The organism is Paenibacillus sp. TSA_86.1, assembly GCF_052691815.1.
This window is the reverse complement of sequence record NZ_JBQZGE010000005.1, coordinates 74,755-96,305: the sequence shown is the minus strand read 5'-3', so window position 1 is coordinate 96,305 and position 21,551 is coordinate 74,755. Positions and strand designations below refer to the sequence as shown.

The following is a 21,551-nucleotide window of genomic DNA, read 5'->3' as shown; positions in this document are numbered from 1 at the left end:
AACCTTACATGGTTAGGGAGGTTTATCCATTTTTCGTCATTTTTCGCAAAAGCCACATGATGAATCCACTTGATGCAAACGCAAGTCACTGAGAATACGCTATGGTTATTATTGTTCTTCTTTAAGTCGAATGAATTCCTGCATGATTTCCATGTATCCCTCTTTACGGTCCGCAAGAAGCTCGAAGAAGTTTTTGTCTGATTCCTCTACGAGATTCATCCCTTCAATCGCGAGCTTGGTGCCTGCCGGCGTTGTCGTGATAATATTAGCCCGTGTATCCGTCTGATGACGAGCACGTGTAATGTAACCTCTCTTTTCAAGCGCTCGTAGCACCTGAGAGGTAACGTTGACGTCTACATTGGCGAATTGAGCAATCTGAACCTGGGTAACGCCCTTACCTTCCAAATCACGCTCATTAAGCCATAAACAAGAATGTAATAATATGAATTGGGGTTGCGTCAGATCGAGAGGTTCTAATACCCTTCGCACTTCCTTCTGCCACATTGTCGTTACGTGCCATAACAGGTATCCTGGACTATCTTGCGGATTCGTGTATCGTGAGCTTTTCATTCTTATACCTCCATGGTGTACGATCTTGTGCTGCAGAGATGTATGAATCATGCATCGTATAACAAATCTGTTATACTAACGCTTCGAAACACACATCCGTTGCATCTCTATAAGTTTATCTATGAAATAATTACCTTATTTATCGTGTGGGAATAAACTGTTTCACCCATTGCCCAAACCCCTGTGGATTGCGGCTCTGTATGAAGATCGTGCCTTCTCCGCGGAAACGGCAGACTAAGCCTTCGCCACTCGTCACACTGGATAACCAGCCCTGGGATGCTTTTTCGATGCGATAATCAACGTAATGCGGCCAAGCCACCAAGTGAGCATTGTCCACAATAACCTCTTCACCAGCAGCCAGATGTATGGAGTGTATCGCACCATAGGAAGACAGGAACACCGTGCCGCGTCCGCTGATCTCAACAATAAAGAAGCCCTCTCCGGAAAAAAGACCCTTTTTCAAATTCTGCATTTTGGTGTTCACCTGAATGCCTTCTGTCCCTGCCAGAAATCCGTCTTTCTGTACATAGAGAGAATAAGACCCGTCGAGTTCCACGGCCTCCACACCACCCATGGCTGATGGAGATAACAAAATCTCCGCACGACCTCCTGCTGCCGTCAGTTCCTGAAAGAAAAATTTCTCTCCGCTCAGCATGCGGCCAAATCCGGCAAACATCCCACCTTCCGCTGATCCTTTGAGTTCGACGGTAGGTGACATCGAAACCATGGCTCCACTTTCAGCCTTGAAACGTTCTCCACGCTGTAACTCTACCTTAAGCATGGCAAAGGCACCATCGTATAGAATTTCGTATCTCACGGTTTCATCAGCTCCCTGTCGTTGTCCGTAGTAAAGTCATTGAGTCCGTTATCTTCCAGCACGGCTGCTTTGTCGCCGTACTCCTTCATAATGTGCTGGTCACCCCAATTACAAAGCGCGGTCAGAATTGGCTCTAGACTCCGCCCGTAATCACTTAATTCATACTCTACCTTGGGCGGTACCTGATTGTATACAATTCGTTTTACAATACCGTCATTCTCGAGTTCTCTCAGCTGCTGTGTCAACATTTTCTGGGTAATTGCGGGCATAATACGCTTTAAATCACCCGTTCGTTTCTTTCCATGCGTCAGGTGACAGAGAATAACACACTTCCATTTACCGCCGATAACCTCTAGCGTTGCTTCGACCGAGATATTATATTTTTTGCGCTCCATTACTGTCTTCCTCCCTGATGAATCACTAATCCATTTGCTTCCGCTCATGCTACTGTATAGGCACCAATAAGTACGTAGGGTACTAAAAAGTACGTACTGTTCATGTTATACCGAATAATTCATAATAGCATTTGCCGGTAAGCAAATCTACATTCTAGGAGTTGAGCAGGACATGCATCATGAGACAAAACATAGCACTTGGGCGCTACTGGCACTAGCAATCAGCGCTTTTGCAATCGGTACAACCGAGTTCATCAGCGTGGGACTCTTGCCCCTGATCGCAAATGATCTTCACGTTAGTGTATCTTCGGCGGGACTAACCGTTACCATATATGCTCTGGGTGTGATGTTCGGTGCTCCGATCCTTACATCGCTAACCTCCGCTATATCACGCAAAACATTGCTGCTGGCTATTATGGTGGTCTTCATCGCAGGCAACACGCTGGCCTCATTATCTACAGGGATTACCGCACTGCTTATCGCACGAGTGATATCTGCTCTGGCACACGGCTTGTTCATGTCGATCGGTTCCACCATAGCGGCTGATTTGGTACCAGAAGGCCGCAGAGCAAGCGCCATTGCCACTATGTTCTCCGGACTGACCATTGCAACGGTAACCGGTGTACCTTTCGGTACATTCATAGGCCAACATGTTAGCTGGCGTGCTGCTTTTATGCTGATCGCAGCAGTTGGCACCCTTGCCTTGATTGCTAACTTGTTACTTGTGCCCTCAGCATTACAGCGTGGCACACGTACAGCCATCCGGGATCAGCTCAAGCTGGTGACAGGCGGACGGATGATGCTCGCTTTTATCATCACGGCTGTAGGCTACGGAGGTACGTTCGTTGTGTTCACCTATTTATCCCCACTGTTGCACGACATTAGCGGTTTCTCAGAACATACGGTGACCTTCATTCTGCTGTTGTATGGCATTGCCATCGCCATCGGCAATATGATTGGTGGCAGAGCGGCTAATCGAAACCCGTTAAAATCACTACTTTACATGTTCATCGTACAGACCCTCATTCTGGGTGTGCTGTACTTTACCGTTCCATTCAAATGGGCAGCACTACTGACCATTATCGGCATGGGTTTGCTCGCTTTCATGAATGTGCCGGGCCTTCAAGTGGTTGTGCTTACACTCGCAGAAAGGTATGCACCGCAGGCCAAGGATGTAGCATCCGCTTTTAACATCGCTGCATTTAATGCAGGCATTGCTATAGGTGCTTATCTAGGTGGAGTCATTAATGACTCTATCGGTCTGATTCATACCACCTGGGTTGGTGCATTGATGGTACTCATTGCAGCAATCCTGACGATATGGGCCAAACATCTTGAGCAACAAGTCAAGGCGAGTTCAAACCAACTGAATAAAAGCTTCATTAAGGTGTAATCTAAGAGAAAACGTATTTCTGGTTATGGATAGGAGACCGTTGGAACCAATAACTGGTCTCATATTATATATCGACAGATTATATACGTTACTATATACGTTGGATGCAATTTGATCTACTATCATTCAATTTTGTATCATGAAACTTTGGCAATTTCACTTTATATGGAAATATCAACATTTTTCAAGGAGGATTTCTCATGACAGCTGCACAACATTTACAATCAACAACAACATTGCATAACGGTGTCCATATGCCTTGGTTTGGTCTAGGCGTATTCAAGGTCGAAGAAGGATCAGAGCTCATCGAGGCAATAAAAAGTGCTATCAAGCATGGTTACCGTAGTATCGACACAGCGGCGATCTATGGTAATGAAGCAGGAGTAGGACAGGCCATTGCGGAAGCCTTGCAGGAAAACGATCTAAAGCGCGAAGACCTGTTTATTACATCTAAGGTATGGAATGCAGACCTCGGATATGCTGAGACACTGGCCGCATTTGATACAACGATGAACAAACTTGGACTGCATGTCCTGGATCTATACCTGATTCACTGGCCCAAAGCCGGCAAGTATAAAGGTGCATGGAAAGCCATGGAGGAATTGTACGCAGCAGGCCGAATCCGCGCAATTGGCGTAAGTAACTTTCAGATTCACCATCTGCAAGATCTGATGCAGGATGCACAGGTGAAACCGATGATCAACCAGGTTGAGTACCACCCGCGTCTAACGCAGGAGGATTTAAAATCATTTTGTAAGCAGCATGGCATTCAGCTTGAGGCCTGGTCACCGTTAATGCAAGGCGAATTGCTGGACAACGCGGTACTCACGGAGATTGCTACATCCAAGAACAAGTCTGTCGCTCAAGTCATCCTACGCTGGGATCTGCAAAATGGCGTCGTGACCATCCCGAAATCCACGAAAGAGCATCGGATTATCGAAAATGCTGACATATTCGACTTTGAGCTGTCCACTGAGGAGATGGAACGGATCAACTCGTTGAACGAGAATGTGCGCGTAGGTCCGGACCCGGATAACTTTGATTTTTAAAACTTAAAAACTACATCTCTAAACCGTCAAGCAAAGTCGATTGTTCATCCATCGGCTTTGTTTTTTGTTTCATCCTCTTCGTTAAACTGGTTAATCAGTTTATCCAGGATCACGGACTGCCTGATTACCTCAGGGTGTAGAAATCCGTTATGTTCCTTCGCCAGTTCATGCAGCCGTCTTCTAGCCCGCTCTATTCTCAACTGTATAAGCATGCTTCTTTTCATCAAATTCAGCCCCTCTGAACTATTTTAGAATTTGATGTCAGATAATAGAATATTACTTTAAAGGCACAAAAAATATTTAGAAAGTATCGTAACGAGTAAATAATGTTATTGGAATATCAATAAGTATCCATTTCTTATACTTATGTTGTTTCATACAGCCTATATCATCTCGAAATTTTTTCAATATAAGCCAAGCAAGAGTTAATGATCTTCCTACTCCCCATCGCTACTGATAAATTTAAACCTTCTAACATCAGTTTTGTTGCGGACTCAGCATCCTTACATTCATTCAACTGATACATGGCTAGTTCAGCGAGGAATTGGACATAACTTTCTTTTAATATCGTTGGTTCATACTCACCGAACTCCGTCTGCCCTGATTGGTAAGGAATATATTCATTGAAACGTTCCAAGATGCTGTCTATATTGAGATGATATATATTCGCAGCTTGGAGTATATGCCACAGTGCAATGAATATCTCATCTTCGTGGATTGCTATATACTCAACATATTCATTCAAAACATCCACTTCTCCAGACATCAGGCGATACAAATAAGTGTTGGCAACAGCCCACTCTGTAAATTGTCCGATTATCCTTGTGGCCTCCTCGTCTTTCTCTCGTATCCAACTCTCACCGTGAGCATATAAAGCCACAAACTCTAAAGCCCTCTTATAATTTCCACATTCCTCACTAGCTGTGGCTCGAGCCAGATAGGCATATAAAATATAATAATATATAGGTCGCCCTGCTATATCAAATAATACCGGGGTATAAGAAAGGTCTTCTAATATACGTATCGTGATTTGCTGTATACAATCTACTCTTTTTAAATCAGCACACCGAAATAAAAATGGCCGAATACGTCTGATAGACACTGAAGAAGAGAAACACTCCTCAATGTAATCGATAAAAAAGTAATCTTCAGCCAATCCCATCCCAGCGGTAATTGCTTGGAGTTGATTCATAGATATTGGTTTGTTTCCTTGTAATATCCGACTAAGTGTACCTGAGTTTATGCCTGATTGATTAGCAAAATGGGAATGTCTCATGTCATTGTTATGTATATACTGCATCAGTTTTTTTCGAATTGAATTTGTAGTATCCATTGAAAACACCTCCTGAAAAATACAAAAATAGGTCTTACACCTATATGTTACTATATACTTTAGAGGTCAGCTATTCAGTGAAAATAAAAGAGTGTGGTTAAACTCCTATCACCCAAATACATTAATTAGGAAAGAATATATCTACCTCCTAAGTGACCAAAGAGACTGCTTCTAAATTCCTGATCCGAATTTAGACACAGTCTCTGCTTTCTTTTTGGAACAACAGCCCGAGAGAAGGATCTACATCCTTCTATTTAATTAAATGGCTTCCAGCCATCCTCCCCCGACAGGACAAGGGACAAATCATACTCGGCTGCTTCTTCATCCGTCAGGATGTTAGACCAGGGTACACGAACGTCTGCACGCCCAGCGCCAGGTCCAGCGCTTTTATATTCGGCAAAATGAACCGTCGCTTCCGCTTCGATCTTGCTCCAGTTGTGCCAACCCTCTTGTTTCACATGCGCGCCGAGCCAGCAGTTCAGGAAACAGACTTTGGCGTGATTACGCCATGGCCTGCCCAGATACACCGATTGCGGAGGGGCGTTGCTGGTCAGATCACATTCAACAAATACATATCCGTAACGAACGTCCTCTGGTGTAGAGGCTGCCGTAATCCAGCCATTCACTTCGCCTTCCGCCACTTCCACATCCGTCAGGCGGCTTTTCGTATAAATCTCACAGCCCTTGAACACAACGGTAGCCGAGCCGAAAATAAAATCGATATCCCCTTCGATATAACAACCCTCGAAGTACTGTCTTAACTTCCGCCGCTCCGCACCGTCACGCGGACCGCCGAAATAACTGCGATCCAGCGGTTGCTCCGGCAGCGGCCCAGTGAATATTGTATCCTGATAACCGATAAAACGACATTGACGAAACACAGCGCGATCCCCATCCACATAAATGGCCAGCGCCTGTCCCACTTCCTTGCCCGGCCCGGCCGAATTCACAAAAGAGATCCCTTCTGCCGTAAAATCATCCGCACCGACAAACGCTGTATAGGAATGAAAGGTATGGTACTGCGAGCCATCCGGAAATCTCTTGAGCGCATGATCATCATAGGTGATAATCGTCTCATCCGCTCCATCACCTATGAGATGAATGCCCGGCTTTTCCATGTGCAGCTTCTCAACATACACACCTGCCTTCACTCGAATCGGAAGACCACCAACGCCATCGTCCGGGTAAGCATCCACTGCTGCCTGAATGGTGTTGTAGTCCCCTGATCCATCCGATGCCACGGTTATGCAGGACACAGATGACTCCAACATGATATCGGCCGCCGAGCGCTGCTCTGTCATGACAAACGCTCCATTTCCAGCGCAGCCAGCAACAACGGAGCAACCCCCATAAAGGAATCGCTTACAATTGCCTCGCTGACATAATAACTGTACGAGCCATCACGATCGAGGCTTAATCCTGCTCCGTGACAGATGCCGTTCAACTTCACACCTTCCGCGGTCTCTTCTACCAACCTGGAGGTAAGTCCTTGCCAACCTTTCTCTGCCGCTTCTCTGAAGTGAGGTTCCAGATAACGCAATCTCACACCCTTGGCGAGTGCATATACAAACATGCTTGAACCTGAAGCTTCCAGATAGTTCCCTTTACGGAATCCCTGATCCAGCACCTGGAACCATAATCCGCTCTCCTGCTCTTGTACACGTACCAACGCATTGCACATCCGTTCAAAGATACCAATGATCGTGCCCCGTTTAGGGTGATTTAGCGGGAAATGCTCCACGCTATCCACGATGGCCATAGCGTACCAGCCCATCGCCCGGCTCCAGAAATGTGGTGAGCATCCCGTCAGGGAATCTGCCCAGATCTGCTCCTTTGATTCATCCCAGCCATGATACAGCAGTCCGGTACGCGGATCACGTGTCTGGCGCTCGACCAGCAAAATTTGATGTGCTACCTCATCAAATAACTCTGGACGCTGGAACGTCTTTGCATATTGGGAGAGAAAAGGTGAAGACATGTACAGTCCATCCAGCCACATCTGGAACGGATAGATTTTTTTGTGCCAGAATCCGCCCTCGGACGTTCGGGGCTGCCCTGCAAGCTGTGCAGCGAGTAGATGAGCTGCTTCTGCGTAGCGTCCATCCTTGGCACCATCCAGTAACGCAAACAGGTTTTTTCCCTGATTAATCTGATCCAGATTATATTCTTCCAGGGAGTAGGTGCCGATGGAGCCGTCAGGCTGCACATACAGATCCATATGTCTCTTCATAAAATCGATATATTCCTGCTTGTTGTACTCTTCTCCCGTACGTGCCATACCCATCAACGTCATGCCCTCTACATATGCCCACCGTCCCGAAGGGAACGCATGGAAACCGTCCTCGTTACATTGCTGCATAATCGTAGCTGCAATTCGCTCAGACCAGGATAACTGCGTCTGTACCTGCATCGCGGTACCTCCTAGAAGTTCGTATTGGTTTATTTTCTATTTGCACTTCTATTGTTACTTGCTACATTCACTTTCTACTAAAAAGCCGGCATTACTGCCGGCACTTTGCCGTTGAATTACGCAGGTTTAGCTTCGGCTGGATGACAACCGGCACTTCCACCTGCTCGTCACGGATCAGGGATACGATCAGCTCTGCCGCCTGAGCAGCCAACTCATCCAGCGGTGGACCAATGGTGGTCAGCGCCACTTCGGCATACTGCATATCCGGCAAGTCATCGTAACCGATAATCGAGATATCTCGTGGCACGCTGTAGCCCGCTTCGAGCAGCGCCCGAAGTGCTCCCCGTGTCACAAGGTTATTCAGGCCGATAAATGCCGTTGGAGACTCCGGACCAAACGTGTAATTTCGAATGGCAAAATACCCGTCTTCCCACGAAGAATACGCCGGCAGCACATCGTCCTCATTAAAAGTCAGACCTGTACGCTGCAACGCTTCCCTGTATCCCTCCAGCTTGACATGCTGCGAGTTACCGATGAATCCAATTCGACTATGACCGAGTGATTTCAGATGCTCCACGGCCTTGTACAGCCCCTCCTTACGGTCAATCTTGATGTAAGGAGAGTTCGGAGCTTCATCTGTACCGAGTACAAAACATGGCATGTTAAGGGTCGCAAACTTTTTCCAGAAAGCATCCCGATTGTCCAGCGCATAGTCCCACAGAATACAACCATCCACCCGCAGCTGGCTGAACACATCCACCCCGTCATCGGCCACAACCAGAATCATCTGATATCCCCGCTTCTTCAGTTCCGTATGCAGGCTGCCCGATATGTTGGAGAACAAAGGGTTGCTTAATTCATCCAGCACAAAACCAATGATATTGCTTCTGCCGGTGGAGAGCTGCCTTGCCAGCATATTTTTTCGATATTGATGTTTCTCCGCTATCGCAAGCACCTTCTGCTTGGTCGCCGGTTTGATCCGGGGATCATCATTCAGTGCTTTCGATACCGTGCTGTAGCTCACCCCCGCCAGTTTGGCAATATCTTTAATGGTAATCAAATTGAATCAACACCTCTCATATGCCTGAAACCTGTCTCTTATTTCTGTGCAGCTTTATAGCGATCGTATTGTGCCTGTCTGCCTGCGATCACCTGTTCAACATTCATTTTCTTCAATGTTTCGATATAACTGTCGAACTGATCCAGGCTTGCGTCACCGCTGATAAACTTGAAGTTCATCTCTTCCACATACGTGGTAATGTCAGGCATCGACATGCTCTCTACGCTCGCTTCATCTGGCAGAGCATAAACAAACGGGAAGGGCTCACGTACATACTTCTCTAATTCTTTGTCCAGCTTCGCATGCCATGGTGCAACGATGGAATCCGCCGAATCCGTGGATTGGATGTTAGGCAGATTGACCGGGCCAATTCCAAGCTTTTGGATATATTCATTGTCTTTACCTTTATCCGTGAACTTCTTCACGCCGTTCTCTTCTGTATACGTGTCATCTTTGATACCCCAAGTGTAATACGTCTGTGCTTCTTCACTGACTGCATAATCCAGGAAGCGGAAAGCCAGTTCCGGATTTTTACTATCCTTACTGATGCCGAAGATACCGCTAACCGGTGTACGTCCAATGTAGAACTGGTCTCCATGTGGCCCTTTTAATGGCAGAATACCTTTGATGATTGGCTCTTCCGGCTTGTAATCCTTGAAGAGTGGGCTGTACACCATCGACATATACCAGCTAAAATTAAACGTTGCTCCAGTTACATTCTGGGAGATCCTTGAAGTAACCTGATCGCTTGTCGTGCTCGCATAGTCCACGCCGAGCAGACCTTCCTTGTACAAACCGTTCAAGTATGTCAGATATTCCTTGTAGGCAGGCTCATAATAACTGAAGTGCACTTTGCCTTGATCATCTGCATAGAAATTGTTCGACAGATCAAGTCCAAAGGCTGGACCAAAGGCCATCGGCACAAATTTCGATTCCATAGACAGCGGAATCTCATCGGCTTTGCCGTTGCCGTTCGGATCTTCCGTTTTGAATTTGCGCAGCATCGCTGTGAACTCATCCAGCGTCGTTGGTTCGCTTAACCCCAGTTTTTTCAACCAACGCTCATTCAACATGAACACAGGCATATAGTTACGGGTCAACGTCTGCTGTGGAATATAATACATTTTACCATCTGGCGTTGTTAAACTGGCCTTAACTGATGGCGACTTTTCATATATTTTTTTGAGATTAACGCCGTATTTCTCTACCAGGTCATTAATCGGGATGAACAGACCGCTGTTAATGTACTTCATCAATTGATCCTGATCCGGCAGGTACACGATATCCGGGAGCCCTGTACCCGCAGCCAGTCTTGGATTCACTGCATCCGCATAGTTTTGAGGAGGGATCAGATCCCAATCCACTTTCACACCCGCATTACTCTCAATTTTCTTAACGATGGCTGCGGTGGATAAATCCACGTTTGTGGTCCATGCATTGGTTGCCAAGACAGACAGCTTCGCATCCGGTTGATCCGTTACCGGCCCAGCGCCGGTATAATTGAAGGCTTTTTCTGTACTCTCTGGTGTTTTCCCCGCATCGGTTCCTGCACCTGTTCCCCCACTACAACCCGCTAAACTGATTGCCAGTATCGCTGCGATTACACTTTTTCTTCCTGCCCCTTTGACTTTCATCCATCATTCCTCCTTGGTATGAACCCTTTTGAACTCCCTTGAATGACTTTCTTGAATGATTATGATGCTTGGGTGATGCAATCTATCCTTTCACGGCTCCGAGGGTAATCCCCTTAACGAAGTACCGTTGGATAAACGGGTAGATCATGACGATCGGCAGAATGCTGACCACAATAGATACATAACGAACTTGCAGCGATGAAACCGCCAATGCACCGGATGTCATCGTACCACCCATCTTCTGCATCACCTCTGGCGAAGCCATAATCAGCACCCTTCGCAGGAACATCTGGAGCGGCTGCATATCCTGTTTCCCCAGATATAAGAGGGCCGAAAAAAAGTTGTTCCAGTGGAATACGGCATAATACAGCGTAAGCACGGCCAGTGTAGGTTTGATAATCGGCACAGCCAGACGGTACAGCATCGTCATCTCATTGGCTCCATCAATGCTTGCGCTTTCAAATATTTCATTCGGAATGCCTTCAAAGGCCGAGCGGCAGATCATCACGTTAAATGTGATTACCAGTACAGGCAGCACCATCACCCAGCGGGTATTGTACAGACCGAGCGATGTAATCAGCATGTAGACCGGAATGAGTCCACCTGAGAAATACATGGTGAAAGCGATGAAGAAGTTCAGCTTGCGACGTAGAAAAAATTGCTGTCTCGACAAGGGGAATGCGGCCAGGCAGGTGGCTACAATGTTCAGCAGCGTGCCTACAACGGTATACCAGACGGTGTTATAAAAGGATACCCAGAGTTCCTTATACTGGAGCACCATCTTATATCCCGAGAGCGTAAACCCTACGGGCCAGAGCACTACTTTCTGTTTATCAATGGCATCCACCGAACTGAAGGAAATGCTGACCACGTACAGGAACGGATATAAGGTAACAACAACCGCCACGATCGTCAGCAGGTAGACGAAGACATAGAATAATCGGTCACTTCTCGATTTTTGCATACAGGCTCTCCTTTGGATCAGTGTGTGTCTTACCAGAGTGACATTTTGGTCAGGCGGCGAGTCATGGTATTGGCTGCAAAAACAAGGATAAAGGTGATAACGGAGTTGAATAATCCAATAGCTGTGGCGAAGCCATAGTTCTGACCCTCAATCCCCATGCGATACACATAAGTGGACAGCACATCTGCCGTTTCGTACGTAGCCCCGTTATAGAGCAGGTATACTTTCTCGAAGCCTACGCTCATAATGCCGCCAAGCGACAGAAGCAAGAGAATGACGATGGTTGGTTTGATGCTTGGGAGTGTGAGATGCCATAGCTCCTGGAATTTGTTAACGCCATCGATTTTACCGGAGTCATACATCTCAGGGTCAATGCCCATAATGGCTGCGATGTAGATGATGGAGCTGAAGCCGAAGCTCTGCCAGATATCAGAACTTGTGAAGATGGTGCGGAACCAGCTGGCGTCCATCATGAAGTTTACTTTTTCCATGCCGAGACTCGAGATCAAGGTGTTAATAATACCGTCTGTTGGCGACAGGAAGTTGATAATAATGCCGGCTACAACGACGGTGGAGATAAAGTGAGGAAGATAGGTTACGGTTTGGGCGAAGCGTTTAAAGGTTCGATTCTTAATCTCTACGATGCAGACTGCAAATAGGATGGGGATGGAGAAACCGAACAAAAGCGGCAGAAAGGCCAATAAAAAGGTGTTACGTAGCAGCCGCCAGAAGTAGATTGAGTTCACGAACTGTTCAAACCATCGTAGACCCACCCATTCGCCGCTGAACATGCCTTGACCTGGGATAAAATTGCGAAAGGCAAGCAGCACACCCGGCATAGGCAGGTACATAAAGATGAGATAATACAGAAAGATTGGTGAAAACATCAGCAGTAAATACTTATCCCGCCGGATCAGACCGAACAGTGTGGACATGCGTTTTTTCAACATAAACACTCCCCTTCGATTCCTAATTACAACGTTTGAATTTTTAATTAAAAAAATATCCGTTCCTCCGAATCATCTGTTGCATAGCCAATTCCAATTTGGTAATAACCTATACTATATCGCATGATTACAAGGAATATTGGGTTGATACAGCCTTTATCGAACCTCAGTTAAGTCTTTTCAGCACTTGCCGCCCCCACAATTACAACGTTGTAATTTTATTTTAAATGTATACGCTTTCATAAACTTTTTCTCATCTTAGCAGAGTCTTTCATGTTTAGCAACAACAAAATCAGAGATACCCTTTTATTTTAAAAAGTCATGCCCCTCGGGGCAAACATGAATATTGCATGGTACCCGCATTTCATTCGTCATCCGGCTGTGTTCCTTTTTGCCCCTGATCGGCGTGTGTGCTGTATTCTTGCACAGTGATCCATCCGCTAAAGCTTAACAAGCTATTGAAACTTGCATAGCAGGTTCAATACAATAAGTTGAGAAGCAGAGGCGCGATATTTATCAGAGAGAAGGGATGGTTCAATGATCATTGATGTACAGCATGTCACTTGGAAAAGAGAACATGTCACCCTGTTGCACGATGTCAGCTGGCGTGTAAACAAAGGCGAACACTGGGCTTTGCTTGGCCTGAACGGCTCCGGCAAAACAACGCTCCTTAATATGATTACCGGCTACCTGTGGCCTACGGAAGGCAGCATCTCGGTACTCGGCCATGAATATGGCCATGTAGACCTGAGAGAGCTTCGGAAGTCCATTGGCTGGGTAAGTTCCTCCTTGCAGGAGAAACTGCACACGTCCGACCGCACACAATATGTCGTGATTAGTGGGAAACACGCCACGATTGGCTTATATGACAAGCTTGCGGACGAAGATCTGGAACAGGCCAGACACTGGATGGAGACGCTAGGCTGCGACCATCTGTGGGATCGCGAGTATCGTACCTGCTCACAGGGGGAGAAGCAGAAACTTCTCATTGCCCGCGCTCTGATGGCGAATCCGCGCCTTCTTATTCTGGACGAGCCCTGTAACGGACTCGATCTGTTCTCCAGAGAACGTCTGCTGGACAGTATCCGTGAACTGACAGAGCGTGCCGACACCCCTTCGTTGATCTACGTTACGCACCATACCGAGGAAATCCTGCCTGTTTTCCGGCATAGCCTTCTACTCCGCCGGGGTGAAGTTTTCGGGAGTGGATTAACCTCTGATCTCATGACAGAGAATGTATTAAGTGATTTCTTTGAAGCCCCAGTAGAAGTAGATCAGCATGGTGAACGAGTTTATGTAAGAGCGGCAACAACCAAGAGTTAGAAACACCCCCATTGAAGATACAAAACACAGAACAAAGCAGAGCAAAAATACAGACAAAGCCCAAAGACTTATCCACATGTGGATAGTTTTTGGGCTTTTCACTCCTATATCTTGTGTTATCCACGGTTTTCTGTGTAGAACTTTCGCCAATCTGAGTATAACTTCCGCTTCTACGTCTGCCGTCATACCTTAGATGATTCATCCTAACCAAAACGTTCGGTTTTGTACCATTTGCTCTCCCGTTTGCGGATTTTGTCCATCAGCAGATTGTAGAAGGCCCGGATCGAGATCAGAATGAAGAGCTGTGCATACGTGAAATACGATACGCACGCATAGATAAAGTTACGGGTGTTGCTCTGCCCGATATCGGCTGCCAGTGCCAGATTGATCTGCAGCACATAGATAAAGTACATCAATGCCCAACCAATCACAAGATAAACGTATGCATCCCCGGCAAACTGGAAGGGAGAACTGACCTCCGGTTTGAATATCGCGATAACCTGGTAAACGAGGTTAACCACAAAGATGATATCCGACACAATAATGGCCAACATAAACCAGAAGTAACTGACAGCATAGTAGAGAACAAGCAATTTGTTGCGCCAGCTGGAACGGTTGAACAGATTATGAATGTTATCCAGAACCACCTGGTAGTTCCCTTTCGCCCAGCGTTCACGCTGCTTCATGTATACACCAAGCTGTTCTGGCTCTTGCTGATACGCTTCCGCTTGCGGTGCAAGAGCAACCAGCTGGCCTCGATTCATGATCTCGAATGAAAGGGCGGTATCTTCCGTAATGGCGGTTACATCCCAGCCTCCGATTTCACGGATAAGCTTGCTTTTGATAATATAATTCGTACCCGGTATGGTTCCCAGTTTGAACAGCTCCCACAGCCCTGTGTGGTAGACACGCTGAGACGTGATAATTTCGAGATTAATGCATTTGGAGAGGAAGTTTTGCCCACGGTTACGGGCTTTGTTCCGCCCAAACACGACACCATACTGCTCCGGGTTTTCCAGTGATTTTTGCGCGAGGAACATGAGTGAATTCCGCTCCGGTGCAGCGTCTGCATCGAATATACAGATCCATTCGCCGGTTGCCAGCTCCAGTCCGTCGTTCAGTGCACCAGATTTTCCACCCTTGCCTTTGCGTTCAAGTACCGTGACATTACGGTGTACATAACTGGTCTGACCAAGGAATGATTGTAAACGTTCCGCTGTGTCATCCGTACAGTTATCCGCAATAACAATGACCTGCACCTTATCCTCTGGATAGTTCAGGCGCAAAATATGCTCCACCGTTGCCACAATGACCAGACCCTCATTATGGGCAGGTACCATGACCGTAACGGTCGGGTAAAGATCCATATTTTCCGGGATCTGAATGCCCTTCTTCTCTTGCTTGTGTATAAAACGAATGGCCCCAGCCATAATGACGATGGATTCAAACACAGCAATCCAAATACTGAATATCGACAAGATCAGAATGAAATCAGCCATCCGTTTTCCTCCGATCATACCTTCGAATAACTCTGGAGCGAAATCGGAGCGTTGCAATCGTTAATCCGATGGTAAACACCACAAAAATACAACTCACGGCAATACAGATCGGAATAAACCAGGACATATAATCCATCAGCCTCGCTCCTTCCTGTTAGATATATTCCCCGATTAAATCCGTTTCCGTGTTTCGTTCCAGTGCAGCAAGAACAGCGTCGAGATTGTCATACTTGCTGAATTGTTCCTTCTGAAACACCAGCGCACCGGATTTGATGACGGTCTGTAGTTCATTCCCCTTTTTGTCGAGCACATCCAGGTCCATAATATTTTTCTTGATCCGGCGTGTCAGCATCGGCAGGTAATCCACATTCACCATCGGGCACAAAATGACAAATCGACCGCGGTCTACAAAAAACTTGTGATCCTCATATCGAATCTGTTTCTGAATCGTCTGTGATATCTCAAGCAAAAATTGTGAATACCTCACTGAACCGAGCGATTCCAACACAAGCGGCAGAAATTCAATCTTAAACATTGCAATACTGAATCCATAGCAATCCGAATAGCGGCGGGCAAGGTTGCTCTGCTTGACTAATGTATCTTCAAACGCTTCCTTATTGCCCAGTGTCGTATCCAGATCAACCTCGGGATTGCGATCTTTCATCTGCTCCAGGCGTTCAATCACCCGTGCGCTTCGCACAAGTCTTCTCTTAATAACTGCTGCGATTGCGGTATTTGCCGGAATAAGCAGCCACCAGGAAAACACGAGCACATTCGGTTCTGCGAAAGTCACGAGCCACACAAAATAGGTAACCAGATAAACAAATATCAACACGGCGGATACACCAACAGGAAGCAAAAGCCCCAAAGCAAGCGCCCCTAGCGACGCAATGCTTAATACAACATCAAGCTTGGTATAACTCTGATTCATGTACAAATGAAGATACACGAAAAACTGTTGTATGATGGCAAGGCTGATCAAGATGGCGTATCCCCAGGCTAGACGTCGGGTAGGTGCTTTATTTTTCATAGGCCTCCTTGTCCGCAAATAATAATTTAATTTTTAAGAAAATTGTACAAATATGTTTCTCCCAGCAACGGGAACAGGTTGTCAAACAAATGAGTGTTTCCGTCAAATACATAACCACCCGGATAACGTGCATCCTGCCCGCGGAAAGTAATCATATGTTTATACAATTGCTTCGCCCAAGCTGAATCTTCTGACCGAACCGCAAGCAAGATGGCGAGGCCGTAAACTGATGCGGATTCGTATTCTACAGCAGGATTATGCGTTTTACGATCATACTGTCCGGGAAGCTTGCCCCGGGTGGCCCATTCTTTTTTCAGAAAAGAAATCAGCTTGTCGGGTCTACTCCCTGTCTCCATGGCGTGATTCGCCACGATGAGCTGATCAATCAGATTAACCTTGTCATCATAGGTATAAGCTTTGGTGTTTATATCGATGCTCTTCGGATAGAATAATCCATCGTCGGGCATTTTATGCAGCACGTCTTCGTACTTGGCATACGCATCCGGCTCCAGCATCTGATGATCTCTCATAGCTTGCAAAGCGAGCGAATCCACATAGACCAGGCTTAGCGTTTTCGTGGAATGACCGCTTTTGAAATCATAAAAATCAACCATGTACCCCTGCTGCTCTGTACGCTGCGTCAACGTGCGGGAAAGGGCCGATGCCGTCGCCAGCTTGTCCGCTCTGCCTTGCTTCCAGCGATCTGCTGCTTCCAACAAAGCTCCTATAATTCGCAGGTCATCCCCCAGCGCATTGGTTCCCACATGGGCTTTCCCCTGCGGATCGAGCTTCCAGGCAATATACATATCGGGCCTAATCACATAATACGTCTGGAACTGCTTGTAGGCCTGCTCGAACATGGGCTCGTTATCACTCGCCAAAGCATACTGCATCCACAGTCCAACCGATTCGGACAATGCCTCTCGCCCTGCAACGATGTCCGCTCTCTGGGAGGGTGCATCCTGCAGATAGGTTGCAAGTGTGCCATTCGGATTGGTCATATGTTTTTCAACAAAAGCGACTGTAGGCGAAACCTTATCCATCACCAACCGCTCCTTCCATAGCAATACGATCGCCACAGATGAAACAATAAGAAGTAATATGTACCATGATCGTTTGTTCCGAAAAATAAACTTCACACCATTCCTCCTGACGGGAATATATGACGGATTAACCCAGCCTCTTCTGATGAAGGAAGGTGGCCTTATCCAAAGTGTGCACTTAATCATGGTTATCCATGTATGAGCGGCGCCCGCCCTTTTTAACATATTTCCAATCCACCTCAATGTTATGTCTCATCTTCCGCAGCAGCTGGATCGCCATCTGAATATCCGCATCCGTCAAACCGTTCAGCGTAACCTGATCCGAATGCACGCCTTCTTTGCGAATAAACTCCCATGCTTCAAGCCCTGCTTCAGTTGGATAGAGTACCTTATTCTTCTTATTACCCAATGCTGGCTGTTTGACTATAAAACCGTCCGATTCCAGTTTGCTGATCGCTCGGGCTGCCGTTGTACGATCCACCTTGATCAGTTCAGCCAGCTGGTTGGGAATGATGCCAGGGTTCTCACAGATACGGTACAAATACAAATATTGCCCGCGGGACAAATTCAGATGCTGGAACTCCACATTGCTGATGGAATCCAGGCAGCGAGCAATCATGCCAATCTCACGCAGCACTTCTCTCGGTTCGTTTTGTTCATGCGTCTTATGCACTTCTATCGGTTCGTTGGGTTCTTTTGATTCATTCACAGAGCTCACACCCCTATAAAATTGTTGCATTCGCAACATAATTAATGATATAACTACACTAGTTTAGTGTATCACTTTCCATTCCATTCCGATATTCGATTCCAATCATGCAAAGGAGAACTATCCATGAATATAACTATTGTTGAAGCGAACACCCAGGAGCTGCTTGATGCGTGCTTTGCTATTCGTACGGCCATTTTTGTAGAGGAGCAAGGTGTACCTGCTTCTGACGAGTTTGATGCATTTGATGCCCTGGGCACTAAAGCACGCCATATCTTGCTCTATGTGGACGGTGTGCCTGCCGCTTCCTCCAGACTGCGCATCGTCGAACAAGTAGCCAAGCTGGAACGTATCTGTGTCATGCTGGATTACCGCAAGCACGGCCTCGGCCGTGTATTAATCAACAAACTGGAGGAAATGGCTATTGAGGACGGACTACAGAAAGCCAAGCTGCACGCACAGGTGCAAGCCTCTGGGTTCTATGAACGTCTCGGCTATACTCCTGCTTCCGAAGTATTCATGGAGGATGGCATTCCCCATCTACTGATGACGAAAAGCCTAAGTAAAGCTCAATTAAGCTAAATTAGCTCCCAGGTTCAATCTGGCCTGCAATTCGAAAAACGCCTCTATCCTCACTTCTTCAGTGATCGGATAGAGGCGTTTATTATAAGCTAAGATGCCTTGCGTTATCCCATAGCGAGACGGCTTGTATCTGGTTTTGCAGATGTTTGCCCATCGGCGCTAGCTTCCGCATTATTCTTCATCTGTTTGCTGCGCAATTGCCCGCAAGCAGCATCGATATCCGACCCATGCTCCATACGTACAGTTGAGTTAATGTTGTTCTTTTTCAGCGTATCGTAGAAACCCGAGATAGACTCTTCGGTGCTACGCTGATACTGGCTGTGCTCATCCACCGGATTGTATGGAATCAGATTTACACTGACCATGCTCTTGCGGCTGGACAGCAGTTCCGCCAGTTCGGCAGCGTGTTCGCGCTGATCGTTCACATCCCGGAGCAGAATGTATTCGAACATGATACGTTTGTTTGTTTTCTCCAGATAATAATCTACCGCATCCATCAATTGTTCAATCGGAAACGCCCGGTTGATCTTCATGATGTGTGTACGCAGCTCATTATTCGGCGCATGGAGCGAGATCGCAAGGTTTACCTGCAGACTGCTGTCTGCAAATTCCTTGATTTTATCCGGCAATCCGCTTGTGGACACCGTGATTCGCTTCGCAGCGAGAGCTAGCCCTTTGCGATCCTTGACCACTTCGATAAAGTTGCTCATATGCTCGAAGTTATCAAATGGTTCGCCAATGCCCATCACCACAACGTTCGTGACAAGCTCGCCTTGACCCGCCGCATCCAGATGCCGCTGTACATGCATGATCTGTTCTACAATCTCTCCTGCAGAGAGATCCCGGCTTTTTTTGATCAGCCCGCTGGCACAGAAGCTGCAGCCGATATTACATCCGACCTGTGTTGTGACACAGACGGTCAAGCCGTACTTTTGCCGCATAAGCACAGTCTCGATCAAGTTGCCGTCCTGCAGTCGGAGCAGGAACTTCACCGTACCGTCTGCTGATTCCTGCTTCACATGCTCACTCAGTGAATTCATCGTGAAATGCTCAGCCAGTACATCTACACATTCCTGACGGACATCGGACATACCCGTAAAATCATGAACCCGGTCTTGGTATAACCACTCCCAGATACGAGAAGCACGGGATTTCTTCTGCCCATGTTCGGGCAGCCAGGCACGTAATTGCTCTAATGTTAATCCATATATGGATGATTTAATCATGATATAAACCTCTTTTCGCGAAAAACATATGGTTCATCGGTCAAGTAACCCAAAAAACCTCTACTCTGTATTGTCCCAAAATTATCAGGTGAACACAAGAGCTTTTGCATTTCTTCCAAGAGGTTTTATGCTTGGTAAATCTGCGCAGGCCGTCCTAGAAGTGAATGATGCCAGACGTATGCAGCAGAACAAGCAGGACTAAGATTGGTGCTACATAACGAAGCATGAACAACCAGATGCGGAACCATCCTGAGCTTAGACCAGCTGCCTCAGCAGCTGTTTTCCAAAAGTATCCCGCAAAGATCGTAACTAACAATCCGCCTACAGGCAGCAAAATGTTGGATGCTACAAAATCAAGCCAGTCGAATACATTCTTTGATCCAATCTTCCACTCCGGGAACAGTCCGAGCGACAGCACGGAAGGCAGCCCTACGATGAAAACAGCGAGAGAGATGATCCATACGGCACGGTTACGACTCCAGGAGAGACGCTCCATGAAGTATTTTACGGGAACCTCCAGCAGCGAAACCGCTGATGTCAACGCTGCAATCGCCAGCAACACAAAGAATAATCCCGCAAACAGGAATCCCATCGGCATCGCCGAGAATGCTGCTGGAAGCGCAATGAAGATCAGGGAAGGCCCCTGGTCAGGCGCGATGCCAAACGAGAAGGTCGTCGGGAAAATAATCAGACCCGCAATAAAAGCATAGAGCAAGTCACCCGCACCTACGGCCACTGTTGCTGCACCGAGAGATTGGCTTTTATCCACATACGAACCATACGTTACGAGAATACCCATACCCAGCGACAGCGAGAAGAAGGCATGTCCAAGCGCAACCAGTGCCGACTCTGTTGTAAGCTGGGAGAAGTCCGGATTCAGGAAAAAGGAAACCCCGGCACCTGATCCCGGCAGTGTAACTGCACGAATCATCAGTACAATTAACAGAACCAGCATGGCTGGGATCAGAATTTTGTTAAACTTCTCGATTCCGTTCGATACACCCTTCGCAACAATCCAGCCTGTGATCAGGACAGAAACCAACTGCCATACAATTGGCATATAGCCACCGACAAAACTGTCGAATTGTGCGCCATAATCCGGATTGTTGAACAATGTGCCGCTGAACGAAGTTACGGCGTATTGCAATGTCCAGCCCGCAATAATCACATAGAAGGACAGAATAATAAACGGTGTTAATACTTGCAGTAATCCGGCTGCCAGCCAGCCTTTGTGTCCACCTGCTTTGATAAAAGCCGTAGCTGCACTCCCCCGCCCACTGCGTCCAATAGCCAGCTCCGCAAGCAATACAGGCAGACCGATCAGCAATAGACAGACAATAAACAGCAGGAAAAATGCCGCTCCACCATTTTCACCCGTGATATATGGGAATTTCCACATGTTACCGAGACCCACGGAACTACCGATGGCCGCCAGAATGAAACCGGCGCGCGAGAATCGTTCCCCTTTACCAGCGTTGTTTGGGTCCAGATCAGACTTACTCAAATTCATTGTATCTACTCCATCACTTTAAAGTTTTCCCGTAATTATATACTACTCGGCGTGTCA

General features: G+C 46.9%; 22 protein-coding genes. 4 read left to right on the top strand and 18 right to left on the bottom strand.

What is annotated here, in order from left to right; all coding sequences use genetic code 11:
* Positions 1-108 precede the first annotated feature (108 nt).
* The 3 genes from ACUTVW_RS13215 to ACUTVW_RS13205 form a co-directional block, all read right to left on the bottom strand.
* Complete coding sequence (locus tag ACUTVW_RS13215) at positions 109-570, bottom strand: MarR family winged helix-turn-helix transcriptional regulator (RefSeq protein ID WP_445646227.1); 462 nt, start codon at positions 568-570, stop codon at positions 109-111.
* Between the two features lie 139 nt (positions 571-709).
* Entirely contained in the window at positions 710-1,387 is a 678-nt protein-coding gene (locus tag ACUTVW_RS13210; RefSeq protein ID WP_445646226.1) for a TIGR00266 family protein, read from the bottom strand.
* A complete protein-coding gene (locus tag ACUTVW_RS13205; RefSeq protein ID WP_445646225.1) occupies positions 1,384-1,782 on the bottom strand; it encodes a winged helix-turn-helix transcriptional regulator in 399 nt (132 codons plus the stop codon). Before ACUTVW_RS13205 ends, ACUTVW_RS13210 begins: the two co-directional genes overlap by 4 nt.
* Positions 1,783-1,954: 172 nt before the next feature.
* Between ACUTVW_RS13205 and ACUTVW_RS13200 the strand changes: the two genes are divergently transcribed.
* Positions 1,955-3,175 (top strand): MFS transporter, encoded by a 1,221-nt coding sequence (locus tag ACUTVW_RS13200; RefSeq protein WP_445646224.1) that lies wholly within the window; start codon positions 1,955-1,957, stop codon positions 3,173-3,175.
* Positions 3,176-3,375: 200 nt separating this feature from the next.
* A complete protein-coding gene (locus ACUTVW_RS13195) occupies positions 3,376-4,224 on the top strand; it encodes an aldo/keto reductase (protein ID WP_445646223.1) in 849 nt (282 codons plus the stop codon).
* Between the two features lie 44 nt (positions 4,225-4,268).
* Here ACUTVW_RS13195 and ACUTVW_RS13190 read toward each other — a convergent pair whose 3' ends face one another.
* The 8 genes from ACUTVW_RS13190 to ACUTVW_RS13155 form a co-directional block, all read right to left on the bottom strand.
* Positions 4,269-4,448: an aspartyl-phosphate phosphatase Spo0E family protein gene (locus ACUTVW_RS13190; protein ID WP_154889962.1), complete on the bottom strand. Its 180-nt coding sequence runs from the start codon at positions 4,446-4,448 to the stop codon at positions 4,269-4,271.
* 164 nt (positions 4,449-4,612) lie between these two features.
* A complete protein-coding gene (locus ACUTVW_RS13185) occupies positions 4,613-5,557 on the bottom strand; it encodes a hypothetical protein (protein WP_445646222.1) in 945 nt (314 codons plus the stop codon).
* Between the two features lie 254 nt (positions 5,558-5,811).
* Positions 5,812-6,858, bottom strand: coding sequence for a pectinesterase family protein (locus ACUTVW_RS13180; protein WP_445646221.1), 1,047 nt, complete (start codon positions 6,856-6,858; stop codon positions 5,812-5,814).
* On the bottom strand, positions 6,855-7,967 hold the full coding sequence (locus tag ACUTVW_RS13175) for a glycoside hydrolase family 88/105 protein (RefSeq protein WP_445646220.1): 1,113 nt from the start codon (positions 7,965-7,967) through the stop codon (positions 6,855-6,857). The genes ACUTVW_RS13180 and ACUTVW_RS13175 overlap by 4 nt, the downstream gene beginning before the upstream one ends.
* A 91-nt stretch (positions 7,968-8,058) precedes the next feature.
* Positions 8,059-9,027, bottom strand: coding sequence for a LacI family DNA-binding transcriptional regulator (locus ACUTVW_RS13170; protein ID WP_445646219.1), 969 nt, complete (start codon positions 9,025-9,027; stop codon positions 8,059-8,061).
* A gap of 38 nt (positions 9,028-9,065) precedes the next feature.
* Positions 9,066-10,661 carry an extracellular solute-binding protein gene (locus ACUTVW_RS13165; protein WP_445646218.1) on the bottom strand — a complete coding sequence of 532 codons (1,596 nt, stop codon included), beginning with the start codon at positions 10,659-10,661 and terminating at the stop codon, positions 9,066-9,068.
* An 82-nt stretch (positions 10,662-10,743) separates the two neighbouring features.
* Positions 10,744-11,625, bottom strand: a complete 882-nt coding sequence (locus ACUTVW_RS13160) for a carbohydrate ABC transporter permease (protein WP_434748845.1) — start codon at positions 11,623-11,625, stop codon at positions 10,744-10,746.
* A gap of 29 nt (positions 11,626-11,654) precedes the next feature.
* Positions 11,655-12,575, bottom strand: coding sequence for an ABC transporter permease (locus ACUTVW_RS13155; protein WP_445646217.1), 921 nt, complete (start codon positions 12,573-12,575; stop codon positions 11,655-11,657).
* Between the two features lie 534 nt (positions 12,576-13,109).
* On the opposite strand from ACUTVW_RS13155, the gene ACUTVW_RS13150 reads away from it, so the two are divergent.
* Positions 13,110-13,895 (top strand): ABC transporter ATP-binding protein, encoded by a 786-nt coding sequence (locus ACUTVW_RS13150; RefSeq protein ID WP_445646216.1) that lies wholly within the window; start codon positions 13,110-13,112, stop codon positions 13,893-13,895.
* A gap of 203 nt (positions 13,896-14,098) precedes the next feature.
* Here the strand turns inward: ACUTVW_RS13150 and ACUTVW_RS13145 are convergent, their stop codons facing one another.
* The 5 genes from ACUTVW_RS13145 to ACUTVW_RS13125 form a co-directional block, all read right to left on the bottom strand.
* Complete coding sequence (locus ACUTVW_RS13145; protein ID WP_445646215.1) at positions 14,099-15,394, bottom strand: glycosyltransferase family 2 protein; 1,296 nt, start codon at positions 15,392-15,394, stop codon at positions 14,099-14,101.
* Positions 15,387-15,530, bottom strand: a complete 144-nt coding sequence (locus ACUTVW_RS13140; protein ID WP_167375743.1) for a hypothetical protein — start codon at positions 15,528-15,530, stop codon at positions 15,387-15,389. Before ACUTVW_RS13140 ends, ACUTVW_RS13145 begins: the two co-directional genes overlap by 8 nt.
* A gap of 18 nt (positions 15,531-15,548) precedes the next feature.
* Positions 15,549-16,424, bottom strand: a complete 876-nt coding sequence (locus ACUTVW_RS13135) for a diguanylate cyclase domain-containing protein (RefSeq protein ID WP_445646214.1) — start codon at positions 16,422-16,424, stop codon at positions 15,549-15,551.
* Positions 16,425-16,450: 26 nt separating this feature from the next.
* Positions 16,451-17,563, bottom strand: coding sequence for a glycosyl hydrolase (locus tag ACUTVW_RS13130; RefSeq protein ID WP_445646213.1), 1,113 nt, complete (start codon positions 17,561-17,563; stop codon positions 16,451-16,453).
* Between the two features lie 82 nt (positions 17,564-17,645).
* A complete protein-coding gene (locus ACUTVW_RS13125; RefSeq protein ID WP_445646408.1) occupies positions 17,646-18,086 on the bottom strand; it encodes a MarR family winged helix-turn-helix transcriptional regulator in 441 nt (146 codons plus the stop codon).
* Between the two features lie 216 nt (positions 18,087-18,302).
* Between ACUTVW_RS13125 and ACUTVW_RS13120 the strand changes: the two genes are divergently transcribed.
* Positions 18,303-18,758 (top strand): GNAT family N-acetyltransferase, encoded by a 456-nt coding sequence (locus ACUTVW_RS13120; protein WP_445646212.1) that lies wholly within the window; start codon positions 18,303-18,305, stop codon positions 18,756-18,758.
* A gap of 104 nt (positions 18,759-18,862) precedes the next feature.
* Here the strand turns inward: ACUTVW_RS13120 and rlmN are convergent, their stop codons facing one another.
* Positions 18,863-19,984 (bottom strand): 23S rRNA (adenine(2503)-C(2))-methyltransferase RlmN, encoded by a 1,122-nt coding sequence (gene rlmN / locus ACUTVW_RS13115; RefSeq protein ID WP_445646211.1) that lies wholly within the window; start codon positions 19,982-19,984, stop codon positions 18,863-18,865.
* 154 nt (positions 19,985-20,138) lie between these two features.
* Positions 20,139-21,494, bottom strand: a complete 1,356-nt coding sequence (locus tag ACUTVW_RS13110) for a sodium-dependent transporter (RefSeq protein WP_445646210.1) — start codon at positions 21,492-21,494, stop codon at positions 20,139-20,141.
* Positions 21,495-21,551: the final 57 nt, after the last annotated feature.

Bases quoted from the DNA above. Each gene is read 5' to 3' on its own strand.
- ACUTVW_RS13110 (WP_445646210.1), bottom strand. From the start codon at position 21,494: ATGAATTTGAGTAAGTCTGATCTGGACCCAAACAACGCTGGTAAAGGG.
- ACUTVW_RS13150 (WP_445646216.1), top strand. From the start codon at position 13,110: ATGATCATTGATGTACAGCATGTCACTTGGAAAAGAGAACATGTCACC.
- ACUTVW_RS13140 (WP_167375743.1), bottom strand. From the start codon at position 15,530: ATGGATTATATGTCCTGGTTTATTCCGATCTGTATTGCCGTGAGTTGT.
- ACUTVW_RS13120 (WP_445646212.1), top strand. From the start codon at position 18,303: ATGAATATAACTATTGTTGAAGCGAACACCCAGGAGCTGCTTGATGCG.
- ACUTVW_RS13145 (WP_445646215.1), bottom strand. From the start codon at position 15,394: ATGGCTGATTTCATTCTGATCTTGTCGATATTCAGTATTTGGATTGCT.
- ACUTVW_RS13215 (WP_445646227.1), bottom strand. From the start codon at position 570: ATGAAAAGCTCACGATACACGAATCCGCAAGATAGTCCAGGATACCTG.
- ACUTVW_RS13200 (WP_445646224.1), top strand. From the start codon at position 1,955: ATGCATCATGAGACAAAACATAGCACTTGGGCGCTACTGGCACTAGCA.
- ACUTVW_RS13185 (WP_445646222.1), bottom strand. From the start codon at position 5,557: ATGGATACTACAAATTCAATTCGAAAAAAACTGATGCAGTATATACAT.
- ACUTVW_RS13195 (WP_445646223.1), top strand. From the start codon at position 3,376: ATGACAGCTGCACAACATTTACAATCAACAACAACATTGCATAACGGT.
- ACUTVW_RS13180 (WP_445646221.1), bottom strand. From the start codon at position 6,858: ATGACAGAGCAGCGCTCGGCGGCCGATATCATGTTGGAGTCATCTGTG.
- ACUTVW_RS13135 (WP_445646214.1), bottom strand. From the start codon at position 16,424: ATGAAAAATAAAGCACCTACCCGACGTCTAGCCTGGGGATACGCCATC.
- ACUTVW_RS13165 (WP_445646218.1), bottom strand. From the start codon at position 10,661: ATGAAAGTCAAAGGGGCAGGAAGAAAAAGTGTAATCGCAGCGATACTG.
- ACUTVW_RS13205 (WP_445646225.1), bottom strand. From the start codon at position 1,782: ATGGAGCGCAAAAAATATAATATCTCGGTCGAAGCAACGCTAGAGGTT.
- rlmN (WP_445646211.1), bottom strand. From the start codon at position 19,984: ATGATTAAATCATCCATATATGGATTAACATTAGAGCAATTACGTGCC.
- ACUTVW_RS13125 (WP_445646408.1), bottom strand. From the start codon at position 18,086: ATGATTGCTCGCTGCCTGGATTCCATCAGCAATGTGGAGTTCCAGCAT.
- ACUTVW_RS13175 (WP_445646220.1), bottom strand. From the start codon at position 7,967: ATGCAGGTACAGACGCAGTTATCCTGGTCTGAGCGAATTGCAGCTACG.
- ACUTVW_RS13190 (WP_154889962.1), bottom strand. From the start codon at position 4,448: ATGAAAAGAAGCATGCTTATACAGTTGAGAATAGAGCGGGCTAGAAGA.
- ACUTVW_RS13155 (WP_445646217.1), bottom strand. From the start codon at position 12,575: ATGTTGAAAAAACGCATGTCCACACTGTTCGGTCTGATCCGGCGGGAT.
- ACUTVW_RS13160 (WP_434748845.1), bottom strand. From the start codon at position 11,625: ATGCAAAAATCGAGAAGTGACCGATTATTCTATGTCTTCGTCTACCTG.